Annotated in this window: 17 protein-coding genes; 12 read left to right on the top strand and 5 right to left on the bottom strand. The window is 66.0% G+C overall.

The annotated features are described in order from the left end of the window. Window positions 1-72 precede the first annotated feature (72 nt). Window positions 73-144, bottom strand: coding sequence for a pyrroloquinoline quinone precursor peptide PqqA (gene pqqA, locus P8934_RS14185; protein WP_081786101.1), 72 nt, complete (start codon window positions 142-144; stop codon window positions 73-75). A gap of 354 nt (window positions 145-498) precedes the next feature. On the opposite strand from pqqA, the gene P8934_RS14180 reads away from it, so the two are divergent. From P8934_RS14180 to P8934_RS14145, 8 genes are all read left to right on the top strand, one after another. Then, a complete protein-coding gene (locus tag P8934_RS14180; RefSeq protein WP_278031629.1) occupies window positions 499-2,325 on the top strand; it encodes a methanol/ethanol family PQQ-dependent dehydrogenase in 1,827 nt (608 codons plus the stop codon). A 154-nt stretch (window positions 2,326-2,479) separates the two neighbouring features. Further along, the gene (locus P8934_RS14175; RefSeq protein ID WP_278031628.1) at window positions 2,480-2,995 is read left to right on the top strand and encodes a c-type cytochrome; all 516 of its coding nucleotides are present in this window, start codon (window positions 2,480-2,482) and stop codon (window positions 2,993-2,995) included. Between the two features lie 81 nt (window positions 2,996-3,076). Next, window positions 3,077-3,937, top strand: a complete 861-nt coding sequence (locus P8934_RS14170; RefSeq protein WP_278031627.1) for a quinoprotein dehydrogenase-associated putative ABC transporter substrate-binding protein — start codon at window positions 3,077-3,079, stop codon at window positions 3,935-3,937. Continuing rightward, entirely contained in the window at window positions 3,927-4,574 is a 648-nt protein-coding gene (locus P8934_RS14165; protein WP_278031626.1) for a hypothetical protein, read from the top strand. Before P8934_RS14170 ends, P8934_RS14165 begins: the two co-directional genes overlap by 11 nt. 69 nt (window positions 4,575-4,643) lie before the next feature. Beyond that, window positions 4,644-5,897, top strand: coding sequence for an ABC transporter substrate-binding protein (locus P8934_RS14160; protein WP_278031625.1), 1,254 nt, complete (start codon window positions 4,644-4,646; stop codon window positions 5,895-5,897). A gap of 89 nt (window positions 5,898-5,986) precedes the next feature. Beyond that, a complete protein-coding gene (locus tag P8934_RS14155; protein ID WP_278031624.1) occupies window positions 5,987-6,916 on the top strand; it encodes a PQQ-dependent catabolism-associated beta-propeller protein in 930 nt (309 codons plus the stop codon). A 77-nt stretch (window positions 6,917-6,993) separates the two neighbouring features. Then, on the top strand, window positions 6,994-7,710 hold the full coding sequence (locus tag P8934_RS14150; RefSeq protein WP_278031623.1) for an ATP-binding cassette domain-containing protein: 717 nt from the start codon (window positions 6,994-6,996) through the stop codon (window positions 7,708-7,710). Further along, complete coding sequence (locus tag P8934_RS14145) at window positions 7,707-8,516, top strand: ABC transporter permease (protein ID WP_278031622.1); 810 nt, start codon at window positions 7,707-7,709, stop codon at window positions 8,514-8,516. The genes P8934_RS14150 and P8934_RS14145 overlap by 4 nt, the downstream gene beginning before the upstream one ends. A gap of 11 nt (window positions 8,517-8,527) precedes the next feature. On the opposite strand, the gene P8934_RS14140 is transcribed toward P8934_RS14145, so the two are convergent. The 3 genes from P8934_RS14140 to P8934_RS14130 all read right to left on the bottom strand — a co-directional run bounded on the left by P8934_RS14140 (window position 8,528) and on the right by P8934_RS14130 (window position 10,308). Next, a complete protein-coding gene (locus P8934_RS14140; protein WP_278031621.1) occupies window positions 8,528-8,875 on the bottom strand; it encodes a c-type cytochrome in 348 nt (115 codons plus the stop codon). A 63-nt stretch (window positions 8,876-8,938) separates the two neighbouring features. Beyond that, entirely contained in the window at window positions 8,939-9,304 is a 366-nt protein-coding gene (locus P8934_RS14135; protein ID WP_278031620.1) for a hypothetical protein, read from the bottom strand. A gap of 113 nt (window positions 9,305-9,417) precedes the next feature. Continuing rightward, the gene (locus tag P8934_RS14130; protein ID WP_278031619.1) at window positions 9,418-10,308 is read right to left on the bottom strand and encodes a LysR family transcriptional regulator; all 891 of its coding nucleotides are present in this window, start codon (window positions 10,306-10,308) and stop codon (window positions 9,418-9,420) included. A 129-nt stretch (window positions 10,309-10,437) separates the two neighbouring features. Here P8934_RS14130 and P8934_RS14125 point away from each other — a divergent pair, with 129 nt between their 5' ends. The 3 genes from P8934_RS14125 to mtgA all read left to right on the top strand — a co-directional run bounded on the left by P8934_RS14125 (window position 10,438) and on the right by mtgA (window position 13,329). After that, a complete protein-coding gene (locus P8934_RS14125; protein ID WP_278031618.1) occupies window positions 10,438-11,547 on the top strand; it encodes an S-(hydroxymethyl)glutathione dehydrogenase/class III alcohol dehydrogenase in 1,110 nt (369 codons plus the stop codon). A 108-nt stretch (window positions 11,548-11,655) separates the two neighbouring features. Continuing rightward, entirely contained in the window at window positions 11,656-12,510 is an 855-nt protein-coding gene (gene fghA, locus P8934_RS14120) for an S-formylglutathione hydrolase (protein ID WP_278031617.1), read from the top strand. A 117-nt stretch (window positions 12,511-12,627) separates the two neighbouring features. Continuing rightward, the gene (mtgA, locus tag P8934_RS14115; protein WP_278031616.1) at window positions 12,628-13,329 is read left to right on the top strand and encodes a monofunctional biosynthetic peptidoglycan transglycosylase; all 702 of its coding nucleotides are present in this window, start codon (window positions 12,628-12,630) and stop codon (window positions 13,327-13,329) included. Here mtgA and P8934_RS14110 read toward each other — a convergent pair. After that, window positions 13,311-14,225 (bottom strand): DMT family transporter, encoded by a 915-nt coding sequence (locus P8934_RS14110; protein WP_278031615.1) that lies wholly within the window; start codon window positions 14,223-14,225, stop codon window positions 13,311-13,313. The two genes, mtgA and P8934_RS14110, sit on opposite strands and share 19 nt — an antisense overlap. 423 nt (window positions 14,226-14,648) lie before the next feature. Between P8934_RS14110 and dctP the strand changes: the two genes are divergently transcribed. Beyond that, entirely contained in the window at window positions 14,649-15,818 is a 1,170-nt protein-coding gene (gene dctP / locus P8934_RS14105) for a TRAP transporter substrate-binding protein DctP (protein WP_278031614.1), read from the top strand. Window positions 15,819-15,928 lie beyond the last annotated feature (110 nt).

The raw sequence follows: 15,928 nt of genomic DNA, 5'->3' as shown, positions 1-15,928 counted from the left end.
CCTGAAATGAAAGGGCTGACGTCCCTTGCGAGGGACGTCAGCCCGAGGTGTGTCGCCACGCCGAGCGTGGTCTCAGCGGTTGGAAATATATAGCGTCACTTCGAAGCCTAGCCGCAGATCGGTATAGGCGGGTTTGGTCCACATGAGACACCTCCATGAGACGGGTGGATGTTGTCGGGCGTCACTCCTCAGTAAAGCACAGGACAGCGGCGCCACCTTGCTACGAAGGTCGCATGCCATGCGCCGGGGGCGAACTGTCGGCGATCTTCACTGCATCAAGGCGCCTCATGTCGCGGCTGGGGCGGGCAGGTGACACGATTATTGCTGCAGGGAAACACTCTTTTGACCGCATGCGAGTGTTGAATTCCTCATGGTGAAGGTAAGCGGTATCCACAGATGTGCTAGACCTTCAAGTGTCACTGCCTGAAACAGGTCCATAACCACAACGAGATGTGCCGTAACCCCAGGCACACCTTTCAGTGCAACGGAGACAACGCCATGCTTCGCTACCCAGGTCTCGTGATGACGGCTGCCGGGTTGATGGCCGCATCCTTGGCGCATGCCAACCAGAATCAACTCGACCTCCAGCAGAACCCCGACCTCTGGGCCACTCAGCTGGGCAACTACCAAGGCAATCGCTTCAGCCAGCTGGATCAGATCAATCGCGATAACGTCCAGGACCTTCGTGCCCAGTGGCAGTTCTCTACCGGCGTGCTGCGCGGGCACGAGGGCGGGCCGCTGTATGTCGGCGATGGACGCCTCTATATCCATACCCCCTTCCCCAACAAGGTCTTCGCCCTGGACCTCGAGGACGAGGGGCGCATCGTCTGGAGCTATGAGCCGGACCAGGACTCGCGCGTCATCCCGGTGATGTGCTGCGATACCGTGAACCGCGGCCTGGCCTATGCCGACGGGAGACTATTCCTTAACCAGGCAGACAATACCGTCATCGCCCTGGATGCCGAGTCGGGCGAACTGCTGTGGGAAGCCGAGAACGGCGACCACACCCAGGGCGAGAGCATGACCATGTCACCGCTGGTGGTGCACGACAAGGTCATAGTGGGCAACAGCGGCGGCGAGTTCGGCGTACGCGGTCACCTGACCGCCTACAACGTCGAAACCGGTGAGATGGAGTGGCGGGGCTACTCCAACGGTCCCGATGACGATGTGCTGATCGATCCGGAGACCACGACCATGCTGGGCGAGCCAATCGGCGAGGCCGATCTGGGCGTGTCCACCTGGCCGGAGGGAGAGTGGGAACGCGGTGGCGGCGCCCCCTGGGGCTGGGTCACCTATGACCCGGAACTCGACCTGATCTACTACGGGACCGGCAACCCCGGCACCTGGAACCCTGAGCAGCGCACCGTCGATGGTGAGCCTGCCGACAACAAGTGGGCGATCACCGTCTTCGCCCGCGACCCCAATACGGGGGAAGCCAAGTGGGTTTACCAGAAGGTGCCCTTCGACGAGTGGGACTACGACGGCGTCAACGAGAATCAGCTGATCGACGTCGAGTTCGAGGGCGAGCAGCGCAAGGGGCTGGCCATCATCGACCGTACCGGCTTCGGTTTCCTGCTCGACCGCGAGAGTGGTGAACTGCTGGTCGCCGAGAAGTTCGCCCCGGAAACCAACTGGGCGGACAGCTATGACCTGGAGACCGGCCGGCCCAACGTCAACGAGGAGTACAGCACATTCCGGCAGGGGGTCGACGTCAATACCACCGACATCTGTCCCACCGCCATGGGCGCCAAGAACATGCAGCCCTCCGCCTACTCGCCGGAGACCGGGCTGCTCTATGCCGGCATCAACCGGATCTGCATGAACTATGAGCCCTTCGAGACCGAATATGTTGCCGGCCAGCCCTATGTGGGGGCCACCCTGACCATGATGCCCGCACCGACCCAGGAAGGGGACATGGAAGGGCGCATGGGCAGCTTCATCGCCTGGGACCCGGTTGCCGGCGAGACCGTCTGGGAGGTCGACGAGCGCTTCGCCGTGTGGAGCGGTGCCCTGGCCACGGCCGGTGACCTGGCCTTCTACGGCACCCTGGAGGGGTACCTGAAGGCGGTGGATATCGAAACCGGCGAGGAGCTTTGGCGCTTCAAGACACCCTCCGGGATCATCGGCAACGTCAACACCTTCCAGCATGAAGGCAAGCAATACATCGGCGTGCTCTCCGGGGTCGGGGGCTGGGCCGGTATCGGCCTCGCGGCGGGGCTCGAGGATCCCGAAGCGGGACTGGGGGCAGTGGGGGTCTTCTCCGCCCTCGATGACTATACCGAGCTGGGCGGGATCCTGACCGTGTTTGCCCTGCCTGATGCCTGATCGTTCACTCGCATCCCGTCGATGGCACGAGACCCGAGGTCTCGTGCCATCGATGTTCCGGTTACCGAATTCGCAGCACAGGATGGCCCCCGCGTCGCCTGAGCCCGACCGAGGCTCACCGGTGCGCTATCGGCACATCGCAAAAGGAGATCGCATGCATTTGACCAGGACCCCGCGACGGCTAGGTGTCGAGGCCCTCGGTACGCTGGGCATCATGCTGCTTGTGGCCGGCGGTATCACGGCCCAGGCCGCCGGCAGCGAAGAGGAGGAGGCCTCGTCGAAGATGGGGGAAGGCCCCGGCAACTATACCGTCATCGACGGCAAGGTCGATCAGGGCACCTACGATGGCTACATCGCCTATACCCGTTCCTGCATGGCCTGCCACGGTCCGGATGGCTTGGGGTCTACCTTCGCCCCGAGCCTCATCAAGGCCGTGGAGCGGCGCAACTTCGGGGAGTTTTCCCACACCATCGTCAGTGGCCTGGAAATCCAGCCCGGCAGGGTCATGCCCTCCTTCGCCGACGATGAGTATGTGCTGAGCAATGTCGAGAACATCTACAGTTACATGAAGGCACGCAGTGCCGGGGACCTGGGCCGGGGGCGCCCCAAGGTGATCGAGGAGGAGAGGGACGAGAAGGCAACGGAGCCGAGTAGCGAAGCGCAGGAGTGAGAGGGGCATACCCCTGGCGTCTCTGAGGAGACAACAGCTCGCCCGTGGCGGTCACGGGAAGGAAACGTGAGGAGGGAGCGAATGCGTGTCGACACCTGGTGGAGGGGACAGGCCACGGCGGGCCTGCTGGCTTGCCTCACCATGTTCGCCAGTGACGCAGGGGCCGACCTGCCCGAACAGACGCAGCGCGACCGGCTGCGTGTCTGTGCCGATGGCAACAACCTGCCCTTCACCAACGAGGCGGGCGAGGGATTCGAGAACCGCATCGCCGAGCTGCTGGCCGACGACCTGGATTTGCCCCTGGAGTACGTGTGGGCCCCCCAGGTGATGGGCTTCGTGCGCAACACCCTGGAACTGCGCCTCTGTGACGTGATCATCGGTGTCGCTGCGGGCTACGGCTTCGTGCAGAACACCAACGACTACTATCGCTCCATCTATTCGCTGGTGATGCCCGCCAACGCCGACCTGGACGTCTCCTCGCTGGATGATGAGGACTTGCAGGGCCGACGCATCGGCGTCGTCTCCGAGACCCCGCCACTTGTGCCGTTGCGTCGTACCGGCGCCAGGGTGGAAGGGTATGCGTTGCAGACCGATACCCGGGCCAGGACGCCGGCCAGGGAGGCCGTCGAGGACGTGGCGGCCGGCAGGACCGAGGCCGCGGTACTCTGGGGACCGATCGCCGGCTACTATGCAGCACGCCAGACGCCGCCGCTGGAGGTAGTGCCGCTGGTCGACGATGAGACCGGTGCCCGCCTGGAGTACCGCATCACCATGGGCGTCCGGCAGGGCGAGCCGTACTGGAAGGATACCCTCAACGACTTCATCGAACGGCGTCAGGACGCGATCAATGCCATCCTGGTCGACTACGGCGTTCCGCTGCTCGACCGGCACGGCGAGCTGGTCGATCCCCTTGCCGCCTCGGGAGGCCAGGATGACGAGTGACATTCGGCTCATGAGCCTGGCGCTGGGCCTGACGATGACGATCCTGGGGCTCGGGATCTCCGACGCGCGCGCTCAGCGTGCGGCCACCGGGCCGCCGGATTGGCCCTGCGTGCAACGCCTGGTGCCGGAGCTGGCCTGGGGCACCATCTGGACCGGCCCGTCCCCCGAGGCACTGGAGCGCTCCTGGTGGGAGGACGAGGAGGTCGGTCGCGTGGTGCGCTACGCCACGGCTCGCGAGACGCCCCGTGACGAGGCCCTCGAGCGCGTGCGCAATTTCGTCTCGCAAGTGGCGAGCCAGCCGGAGGCCGAGCGCGAGGAGCGCCTGACGCTACTGTTTGCCGGCCTCTTCGAGCGCGTCAATCGCGAACGCAGTCGTGTCATCGAGCGCATACGCAGTGCGTCCCGCGGCCAGGTCAAGCGGCTGGACCGTCTCACCGAACTGGTCGACGAGCTCGAGGCTCGACGCGCCTCGAGCGAGACCAGCGGTGACGACATCGAGCAGCTGCGCCGGGAGCTGCACTGGGAACAGCGAACCTTCCAGAAGCGCCAGCAGCTCCTGCCGGTGTTATGCGAGAAACCCGCCCTGCTCCAGGAGGAGCTGAGCCGGATGGTGAGGGCGATTCGTGCCGAGCTATAGAAGGTAGCAGCGAGCTACAGAAGGTAGAAAGAACCGCAGGATGAGCCAGGGATGAGAGGGGGAGGCCAGATGCAGACAGGCGATGACTGGACAGCAGGGCCCGGTTGCAGGCCCCGAACCACAGGGTGGCTGTTGCTGGGGCTGGCCGTGGTGGGCCTGGGGCTGCCTGCTACGGCTGGCGCTCAGCAAGGCGATCCGCAGGTCGAGACCCTCACCCTGGGTTACCTGGGGCTGGAGCCTGACGACGAGCTGGAGCCCTTGTCGGTGCTCGACCCGGTCCTCGACGACGAAGGGCGGCAGGGGGCACGCCTGGCGATCAGCGACAACAATGCCACCGGCCAGTTTCTGGGGCAGAGGTTCGAGCTGGTCGAAGCGACGGTGCCCCGCGACGGCGAGGTGCTCGAGGGCCTGGATGACCTGATCGGGCAGGGGGCCGACTGGATACTCAGTGACCTCCCCCGGGAGGCCCTGGAGGAGGTGCTGGACGCGTCGGCCCTGGGGGATCGCGTGGTCTTCAATGTTACCGCCCCCGACAATGCGCTGCGCGGCGATGCCTGTCATCCCAACCTCTTCCATACCACCCCCAGTCGCCGCATGCTGGCCGATGCCCTGGCGCAGTTCCTGGCCTACAAGCAGTGGGATCGCTGGGCCCTGGTCTATGGCAACACCGACGAGGACCGCTTGCTGGCCGAGGCCTTACGTGAGTCGGCCCGGCGGTTCGGCCACGACATCGTCGGCGAGAAGATGTGGCCCCACGATCCCATGGCAAGGCGTGCCGAGGGGGGATTCCATGCCATACAGCGCGAGATCCCGGTCTTCGTGCAGGATTTTGACGAGCATGACGTGCTGGTCATCGCCGACGAGAACGACTATTTCGGTGAATACTTTCCCTACCAGGGCTGGCTCCCCCGGCCGGTGGCCGGTACCCAGGGCCTGATCGCCACCGCCTGGCACCGTGCCCACGAGTCCTGGGGAGGGGTTCAGCTGCAGCGGCGCTTCGAGGAGCAGGCCGGGCGCTGGATGACCCCGACCGACTTCGCGGCCTGGCTGGCGGTGCGCTCGCTGGGGGAGGCCTCGGCGAGAACCGGCTCGGTGGCCCAGGGCGAGATTCTCGACTACATGCTCGGCGAGGAGTTCGAACTGGCCGGTTATCTGGGGCTGCCGGTGAGCTATCGCACCTGGAACCACCAGCTGCGCCAGCCCATCCTGGTGACCGGGCCGCGCATGGTGGCGTCCGTGTCACCCCAGGAGGGCTATCTGCATCCGCGCTCCCCGCTGGACTCCCTGGGGGCCGACGAGGGGGAATCGACATGCCGTTTCTGATCGGACGATCCGCATCCCGGGTGCGACATCCTGGCCGCCCGGCCCTCGGGCCTGCTTCCCTGGGACTTCTCCTGGGGGCTGCCCTGGTCATGTGGCCGATCCTTGCCCTGGCAGAGCGCGTCTTCGTTTCCAACGAGAAGGACAACACCGTATCGGTGATCGACGGCGAGACCCTGGAAGTGGTCGAGACCATCAAGGTGGGGCGTCGACCGCGTGCCATGGCCTTCAGCAGCGACGGCAGCGAACTCTTCGTGGCGGTGGGCGATGACGAGGCCATCGACATGATCGATCTCGAGTCATTGAAGGTGGTGCGAACCCTCTCCTCCGGCGAGGACCCCGAGGTGATCCGGGTCGACCCCAACCGCCCCTACGTCTATGTCTCCAACGAGGACGACAACATCGTCTCGGTGCTGGATTACCAGCAGCGCAGGCTGGTGACGGAGATTCCCGTGGGGGTCGAGCCCGAGGGGGTGGGGATAAGCCCGGACGGCAAGTGGCTGATCGCGACCACCGAGACCTCCAACATGGCGCATATCGTCGATCTGGAGACGATGGAGGCGGTCCATCATCGGCTGATGGGGGCGCGCCCCCGGCATGCCGAGTTCACGGCCGATGGCTCGGAGGCCTGGGTCTCCGCGGAAGTCGGGGCCACGGTGTCGATCATCGACATGCAGGAGACCTTCGATGTCAGCCACACCATCCGCTTCGATGTGCCGGGCGTGCCCCGCGAGACCGTGCAGGCAGTGGGCGTGGCACTGACCTCGGACGGGCGCTATGGCTTCGTCGCCCTGGGGCCCTCCAACCGTGTTGCGGTCATCGACCAGCAGAGCTACGAGGTGCTCGACTACCTGCTGGTGGGACAGCGAGTCTGGCACCTGGCCCTCAACGCCGACGAGAGTCGCCTTTATACCACCAACGGGGTGAGTGGCGACGTCACCGTGATCGATGTCGACGACCTCGAGGCGATCCGCTCGATACCCGTGGGCCGCTTCCCCTGGGGGGTAGTCGTCGAACCGTGACCGAGGCGATGGATTCGAGAGGCGTCCTCGAGCGAGGCGAGCGGGTCGCGTCACCCCGCGATGAACCTGCCCTGAGCGTGAAAGACCTCGGGTTCAGCTACAGTGGCGAGCCGGTGCTGGAGTCGCTCTCCTTCGACCTCCGGGCCGGGGAGTTCGCGGTGCTGCTGGGCCCCAACGGGGCCGGCAAGACCACGCTTTTCTCCCTGATCACCCGGCTCTACGCCTATCGCCAGGGGCGGATACGCATCGGCGGCCATGACCTGGGCCGGCATGCGATCCAGGCCCATGCCCGGATGGGCGTGGTGTTCCAGCAGCCCACCCTGGACCTGGACCTCACCGTCGGGCAGAACCTGACCTATCATGCCGCCCTGCACGGCATGGCGCCGGCCGAGGCGAGGCGGCGTGCCAGGCTGCAGCTTGCTCGTGTGGAGATGCCGGAGCGCCTGCGGCAGCGCGTTCGCCACCTGTCCGGCGGCCAGCGGCGACGCGTCGAGATCGCCCGGGCTCTGCTGCACGAGCCCCAGCTGTTGCTGCTGGATGAACCCACGGTGGGGCTCGACATCGCGTCACGCCGTGCCCTTGTCGACCATGTGCATCAGCTGTGTCGGGACCAGGGCGTGGCCGTGCTATGGGCCACCCACCTGATCGACGAGGTCCATCCCGGCGACCGCGTGATCGTGCTGCATCATGGCCGGATTCGCGCCGATGGCAGCGTCACCCAGGTGGCGTCACGGGTCGGCTGTGCCTCGATCGGCGAGGCCTTCGACCGGCTGACGGGTGGGGCAGAGCGATGAACCTGGCGAGCTACGGGCACTGCCTTCGCGGGGTGGTCAGCCGTGAGCTGCTGCGCTTCGTGCACCAGCGTTCGCGCTTCGTGGCCGCACTGGTCAGGCCGCTGGTCTGGCTGTTCGTGTTCGCCGCCGGTTTCCGCATGGCGCTCGGGGTGGCCATGACCGAGCCCTATCAGACCTACGTCCTCTACGAGGTCTATATCGTTCCGGGGCTGGTCGGCATGATCCAGCTCTTCAACGGCATGCAGAGTTCGTTGTCGATGGTCTACGACCGCGAGATGGGCAGCATGCGTGTCCTTCTGGTCAGTCCCTTCCCGCGCTGGTACCTGCTGGTCTGCAAGCTGCTGGCCGGCACCCTGGTGTCGATCGTGCAGGTCTACGTCTTCCTGGCCATCGCCTATCTCTACGGGGTGCAGGCGCCGCTGGCCGGCTATGTGCTGGTGCTGCCGGCACTGGTGGTGACCGGCTTCATGGTCGGGGCCCTGGGCATGCTGCTGTCCACCTTCGTGCGGCAGCTGGAGAACTTCGCCGGCATCATGAACTTCGTGATCTTCCCGATGTTCTTCCTCTCCTCGGCCCTCTACCCCCTCTGGCGGATCCGTGAGGGCAGCTACCTGGTCTACCAGATTGCCGCCCTCAATCCCTTCACCTATGCCGTGGAAATGATCCGTTTCGCGATGTACGAGCGTTTCCACGTCGTGGCCAGCTCGATCTCCCTGGTGACGGCGCTCGTGCTGCTGGGACTGGCGATTCTCGCCTACAACCCGGCGCGGGGCATGATGGCGCGCAAGGGGGGAGGGAGCGAGTGATCGATGGGAGACTACTGCTGACCGACATGCCGCAGATAGTCGATCAGCGGCCGCCGGGCGTCCTCCGGCAACCCCCAGAACACCATGCGCGTGCCGGGCAGCAGGGCGCCCGGGTCGGCCAGGAAACGGTCGAGGACCTCGGGGGTCCAGGCCAGCTGTGACTCCTGCAGGACTCGCGAGTACTCGAAGTCTGCGACCGCACCGGCGTTGCGCCCGACCACGCCATGCAGACTGGGCCCGGCGATATGCGTGCCGGGTGTCAGCGAATGACAGCCCCGGCACTGGTTGCGGAAGACCCGCTCGCCCTTGGCCAGCACGGCCTCGTCTGCCGGTATGGCGGGCGCAGGGCCAAGCGTCATCAGCAGGATCCCGAGAGACGGCAACAGGTAGGGCACAAGCGGGACAGGACGAATCATGTCACCTCAGAAGCAGCGCAGGTCGGCTTCGGCCTGCACGCTGCGGAAGTGGTTCAGGTCCTCCTGCATGCTGCGTTCCGTGCGGAACAGCATGCCCAGCTCGCCGGGCTGATCCTGCATGCTCATCACGGTCCTCGCCGCCTCGTACTCCTCATGGGGCATGAGCTCGGCGATCACGTCGATGCTGCACGAGCACTTCTGCATCATCAGGTGATCCTGGCCATTGGCGGCCATGCAGCCGAGCACGTAGTCGACGCGGGTTTCGGTGGGGTAGTCGTTGGCCTGGGCCGGGGGGGCCGCGAGCAGCGCCATCGTGAACAGGGCCAGGGTGGCAAGCGGCGCGGCGCCCCAGCGGAAGGTGACGTTATCCATCCAGTACCTCACAGGGGATGATGACGAAATGCCGGGGTCGGTCTTCCTTCAAGCTATGGCACTTTGCGGCTTTTTGCCAACGCCGCCGAGACGACGGAGACCTTGCGCCAGACTCAGCGACGCACGGGCAGCAGTTCATCGATATGCGCGATCAGGTAGTCGATGAACTGGTGCACCTTGGGGGAGCGGTGGCGATGGCGCGGATAGACGGCCCAGACCGCGGTATCGTCGTGCTGGTAGGCATCGAGTACCGAGACCAGCTCGCCGCTGGCCAGGTGGGGATCCACGTAGTAGTCGGGGAGCTGGGCCAGCCCCAGGCCCTTGAGGGCTGCGTCCAGCAGGGCCGGTCCCGAGTTGCCCTCCCAGGGTCCCTCGACCCGCACCTCGCGGCGCACCCCGTCGACATCGAAGCGCCAGTGGTCGCGTGAGCCCACCAGGCAGCGGTGGCGGGAGAGCTCCGACAGGGTGTGGGGCTGGGGCATCCGGGTGAAATAGTCCGGGGAACCGACCACGTACTCGTGGCGTTCACAGATGCGCCGGGCGATCAGCGTCGAGTCCTTGAGCGTGCCCATGCGGATGGCGATGTCATACCCCTCGTCGATGATGTCCACCTGGCGATTGGTGAAGTGCAGGCGGATTTCCAGCTGTGGGTGCTGGCAGAGGAAGTCGTTGATCAGCGGCGCGATGAAGCGCTCACCGAAGGTGGTCGCAGAGGTCAGTCTGAGCACGCCCCGCGGCCGGGCCTGCAGGTCGTTGATCGCCGCCTCGGCCTCGCGGAAGCCGTCGAACAAGTGATGGCAGTGCTCGTAGTAGAGGGCCCCGGCATCGGTGAGGCGAATCTGGCGGGTGGTCCGGTAGAGCAGGGTGGTACCCAGCTGGTTTTCCAGCTGGCTGACCAGCCGGCTGACGTGAGAGTTGGAGACCTTGAGGTGTCGGGCGGCGGCCGCGAAGGTTCCCAGGCGCACCACCTCCACGAAGGCTTCGATCCTGTCCCAGCGCTGCATCTTGACCTCTCTCCTGCGTGGACTGTTGCTCTCTGACAACAATGTCATGTGTTTGATGCAGTTTATCCCAGGGCATCGAATTGCCTAGACTGTCAGCAGGATCAACACACACCGAGCGAGGAAGATGCCATGAAGTCACGTGCCGCCGTCGCCATGGAAGCCGGCAAGCCCCTGGACCTGGTCGAGATTGACGTCGAGGGCCCCAGGGCCGGCGAGGTGCTGGTGAAGATCGCCGCCACCAGCGTCTGCCATACCGATGCCTATACCCTCTCCGGGGCCGACCCGGAGGGCAACTTCCCGGCGGTGCTGGGCCACGAGGGGGCCGGCGTCGTCCAGGAGGTCGGCGAGGGCGTCACCAGCGTCAAGCCCGGCGACCACGTCATCCCGCTCTATACCGCCGAGTGCGGCCAGTGCAAGTTCTGCCTCTCGGGCAAGACCAACCTGTGCAGCGCGGTGCGCGCCACCCAGGGCAAGGGGGTGATGCCGGATGGCACCTCGCGCTTCTCGCTGGACGGCAAGATGCTGCACCACTACATGGGCACCTCCACCTTCAGCGAGTACACGGTGCTGCCCGAGGTCTCGCTGGCCGTGGTCTCCAAGGCGGCGCCGATGGACAAGATCTGCCTGCTGGGCTGCGGCGTGACCACCGGCATCGGCGCGGTGATGAACACCGCCAAGGTGGAGCCGGGCAGTACCGTGGCCGTCTTCGGCCTGGGCGCCATCGGCCTGGCGGTGATCCAGGGCGCGGTGATGGCCAAGGCCTCGCGGATCATCGCCATCGACGTCAACCCGGAGAAGTTCAAGCTGGCCGAGCAGTTCGGCGCCACCGACTTCGTCAACCCCAAGGAGTACGGCGACCCCATCCAGCAGGTGATCGTCGACCTGACCGATGGCGGCGTCGACTACTCCTTCGAGTGCATCGGCAACGTCAACGTGATGCGCTCGGCACTGGAGTGCTGCCACAAGGGCTGGGGCGAGTCGGTGATCATCGGCGTGGCCGGTGCCGGCGAGGAGATCAGCACGCGGCCGTTCCAGCTGGTCACCGGCCGGGTCTGGAAGGGCTCCGCCTTCGGCGGGGTGAAGGGGCGCACCGAGCTGCCGGGCTACGTGGAGCGCTACATGAACGGCGAGATCAACATCGACGACTTCATTACCCACGACATGCCCTTCGAGCAGATCAACGAGGCCTTCGAGCTGCTGCACCGGGGCGAGAGCATCCGCACCGTGCTCCACTACTGATTCCCTATTGATAGGTGCATACGCGACCGACGCCGCGCGAACAGCATGCGCCTCTTCCTTAGTCGTTAACCGGAGGCCGGAACGAGCCGGCCTCCAGGAGAAAGATCCATGACCATGACCGAACACCTCGAGCTGGTCTCGGCCAACAAGAGCTTCAGTGGCTGGCACAAGCGCTATCGCCACCGCTCGCGGGCACTCGACTGCGAGATGACCTTCTCCATTTACCTGCCACCCCAGGCCGAGGCCGGGCGGGTACCGCTGCTGTGGTGGCTCTCCGGGCTGACCTGCACCGACGAGAATTTCATGCAGAAGGCCGGTGCCCATCGGGTCGCCGCCGAGCTCGGCATCGCCATCGTCTGCCCCGACACCAGCCCGCGGGGCACCGACTTGCCGGGCGAGGATGACAGCTACGACTTCGGCAGCGGGGCCGGCTTCTATGTCAATGCCACCCGCGAGCCCTGGAAGAAGCACTACCGCATGTACGACTACGTGGCCGAGGAGCTGCCCTCGGTGGTGCGCCAGCACTTCCCGGTCAACGGCCGCGAGTCGATCAGCGGTCACTCCATGGGCGGGCATGGCGCCCTGGTGATGGCGCTGCGTCGTCCCGGGCACTACCGCTCGGTGTCGGCCTTCGCGCCGGTCGTCAATCCCAGCGAGTGCCCCTGGGGGCAGAAGGCCTTCTCCGGCTACCTGGGGGAGGATCGTGGCCTCTGGACCCAGTACGATGCCTGCGAGCTGGTGGCCCGCGGGGCCTCGAGCCAGCCGCTGTTCATCGACCAGGGCGAGGCCGACGACTTCCTGGAGGAGCAGCTTTGCCCCGAGCGGCTGGAGGCGGTGTGCGCCGAGCATGATCACCCGCTGACCCTGCGGCGTCAGCCGGGCTATGACCACAGCTACTTCTTCATCGCCACCTTCATCGAGGATCACCTGCGCTACCATGGCGAACGGCTGAACAAGCGCTGAGGCGGGTGCCGGCTCGCCTCGGGATGACCGGCTGCCTCCCTTCGGGGAGGCAGCGTCGTTATACTGGCAGGCATTCACGAGGCGGCGAGGGGAGCCCATGGCCGAGCGAGACGCGCGATGAGGGAGTGGCGGCAGCAGGCCTGGCGGGTGCTGTGGCGTACCCTGCTGGGTTTCGTGGTGTGTTCCCTGGTGCTGGTGCTGCTGCTGCGCGTGGTACCGGTGTTCGGCTCCATGGTGATGGTGGAGCGCAAGGTCCAGTCCTGGATGGCCGGGGAGTCCCTCGACATCCGCCACCAGTGGCAGCCCTGGCAGCGTCTCTCCGACCACGCCAAGCTGGCGGTGATCGCCGCGGAGGACCAGCGCTTCCCGCTCCATCACGGCTTCGACTTCGGTGAGATGCGCCGCGCCTGGGAGGCCAGCCGCAATGGCGGGCGCCTGCGCGGGGCCAGCACCATCAGCCAGCAGACCGCCAAGAACCTCTTCCTGTGGACCGGGCGCAGCTGGGTGCGCAAGGGACTGGAAGCCTGGTTCACCCTGCTGATCGAGGCGCTGTGGCCCAAGCAGCGCATCCTCGAGGTCTACCTCAACATCGTCGAGTGGGACAGCGGGGTGTTTGGCCTCGAGGCCGCCTCACGCCACTACTTCGGTGTCGCCGCCGACCAGCTCAGCGAGGCCCAGGCGAGCCGCCTGGCGGCGATCCTGCCCGACCCCCGCGGCCGGGATGCGGCGCGTCCCGGCCCCCAGGTGGAGCGACGCAGCGCCTGGATCCGCCAGCAGATGCGCAACCTCGGCGGTACCGGCTATCTCGAGCGGCTCTGAGGGCCGCTTCTCACCACCAGCACCACGCCGGCGATAGCGATCGCCATCCCGACCAGCGACAGGGGCGGCAGGCGCTCGTCGAACAGCCACCACGCCTCCAGCGCCGTCACCGGCGGAACCAGGTAGAAGAGGCTGGCCACCCGGGAGGCCTCGCCGCGCCTGATCAGCGCCATCAGCAGCAGGATGGCGGAGATGGAGAGCACCAGCACCAGCCAGGCCAGGGTCAGCAGGAAGGTGGGCGCCCAGTCGATCTCCCGGGTCTCGAAGAGCAGCGCGCCCAGTCCCAGCAGCGCCCCGGCACCGAGATACTGCACCACGGTGCCGGAGAGCAGCGGCATGCCGGTGCAGAAACGCTTCTGGTAGAGGGTGCCCAGCGAGATGCCGACCAGCGCCACCATCACGCTTGCCAGCGCCCCGAGGCCGAACCCCTGGAACAGCATCTCGCCCGGGTCGAGCTTGCCGCCCAGCACCATGGCGATGCCGGCGAGCCCCATCACCAGCCCCAGCCACTGCAGGCGTCCCAGCCGCTCGCCCAGCAGGGGGCCGGCGAGCGCTGCGGTCAGCAACGGCTGCAGCCCTACCAGCAGGGCGGCCAGGCCCGCCGGCATGCCCTGATAGATGCCGTAGAAGACGCCGCCCAGGTAGGCCCCGTGGACCAGCAGGCCGGAGACGGCGATATGCCCCCACAGCCGAGGCCCCTGTGGCCAGCCACCCCGCAACAGCATGACCAGCGGGATCAGCAGCGCCAGGGTCAGCACGAAGCGCACGAACAGGAAGGTGAAGGGTTCGGCATGGGGCAGGCCGAACTTGGCGCCGATGAAGCCGGTGCTCCACAGGGCCACGAAGAGGATGGGCATGGCGGCCAGCCAGGCCTGGCGGCGACGTTCCGATGTCATGGCAAGGGACTTCCAGGGTCAGGGGGTGCGGGCATCATCGCGGCCATGGGCACGGGATGCCACTCTCGCGGCTCGTGCTTTGGTCGTAGGTGACGCCGCGGCGGAAAATTGGTCAGACCATGATTTTGCCTGAATAGACAGTGTCTTGCCACGTGTGACCGCTTGGTCTGACCAATAACCGAAGGCGGCTTGCGTTGAAAGTTGCTATTGGCCGGGAGCCGGCTTTTCGCTAGCTTTCGCCATGGAAGACGTTTCCAGATATATGGAATCTTCCCTGAGGCCCATAAGGATAGCGGGCCCTGCGTGCCGGCTGAACATCAGAGCCCGTTGGCACGCGTGATGGCGCAGGGAAGACAACAACAAGATCCCGTTGATGCCCGCCCATATGGGTGCGGGCTCGCTACCCAACCAGGAGACCATGCCATGCAAGACGACAAGCAGCCGTCAAGCATCTCATCCGTCGACAACGACAACACGAAAGTCCTGAAGGAGTTCAAGACCCCGAGCCGGCGTAACTTCCTGAAGGCCGCGGCCGTCGGGTCGGCGGCGGCCGTGGCGGCCCCCTGGGTCGGCAACGTCCAGGCTCAGGAAGGCATCCGTATCCGCATGCAGTCCTCCTGGCAGCCGGGCACCACCGGCTACCGGATCTTCGAGGAGTGGGCTGCCGGCGTCGCTGAGGCGACGGGGGGCGAGGTGCGCATCGAGCCCTTCCCCGCCGGTGCCGTGGCCGGCGCCTTCGAGGTCGCCGATGCGGTACGCAACGGCGTGCTCGATGGCCAGAACTGGTTCACCGTCTACTGGCCCGGCAAGATGCCGGCCGGCGTCTTCCTCACCGCCTATCCGATGGGGCTCTCCGTGCCGCACCAGTGGGACATGATGTTCGGCGCCTACGGTGGCTTCGGCATCGCCAAGGACCTCTACCGCAAGCAGGGCCAGGAACTGCTGGGCTATGTCCACCATGATCTCAACCTGATCCACTCCAAGAAGCCGCTGCGCAGCTTCGACGACTTCAAGGGGGTCAAGATCCGCATGCCCGGCGGCATCGTCGCCGAGACCTTTGCCTCCATCGGCGCCCAGACCACCCTGCTGCCGGGCTCCGAGGTCTATCCGGCCCTGGAGAAGGGGACCATCGATGCCGCCGACTACACCGGGGCGGCGGTCAACTATGAGCTGGGCTTCTGGCAGGTGGCCGACTACATCATCATGGGGCCGCCTTCCACGCCCTGCCTGCACCAGGCCGTCGACCTCATGGACATCTCCGTGAACCGTCGCGTCTTCGAGCGCATGTCCCCGCAGACCCAGGACCTGATGCACGACCTGGTGGCCGCCTACTCCCGCGAGCACTATGCGGCGATCCAGAAGGCCAACGCCGAGGCCTGGCCGAAGTACCGCGAGAAGGGCGTGGAGATCATCCACCTCAGCGAGGACGATGCCAGCCGCTTCCGCGATGCCGCCATCCCGCTGTGGTTCAAGTGGGCCAACAAGGACCCGGATGCCGCGCGGCTGTTCAAGGCGCACCTCGACACCATGATGGACCCCGCGGTGGCACTGATCACCGAAGAGGACATCAAGGACTACGAACTCAACGTCTGACCCGTCTGCTCGACCATTCCGGGTGTTGCGGGCCGAGGGCCGCAACACCCGGTTTGGTAGGGTAACCACTACCGATCCCGCATCCCGTCGACTCGATGATCCGTAACCAT

This window comes from Halomonas sp. CKK8 (assembly GCF_029625235.1).
GTDB classification, from domain to species: domain Bacteria; phylum Pseudomonadota; class Gammaproteobacteria; order Pseudomonadales; family Halomonadaceae; genus Halomonas; species Halomonas ventosae.
This window is presented reverse-complemented; position numbering and strand designations above follow the sequence as displayed.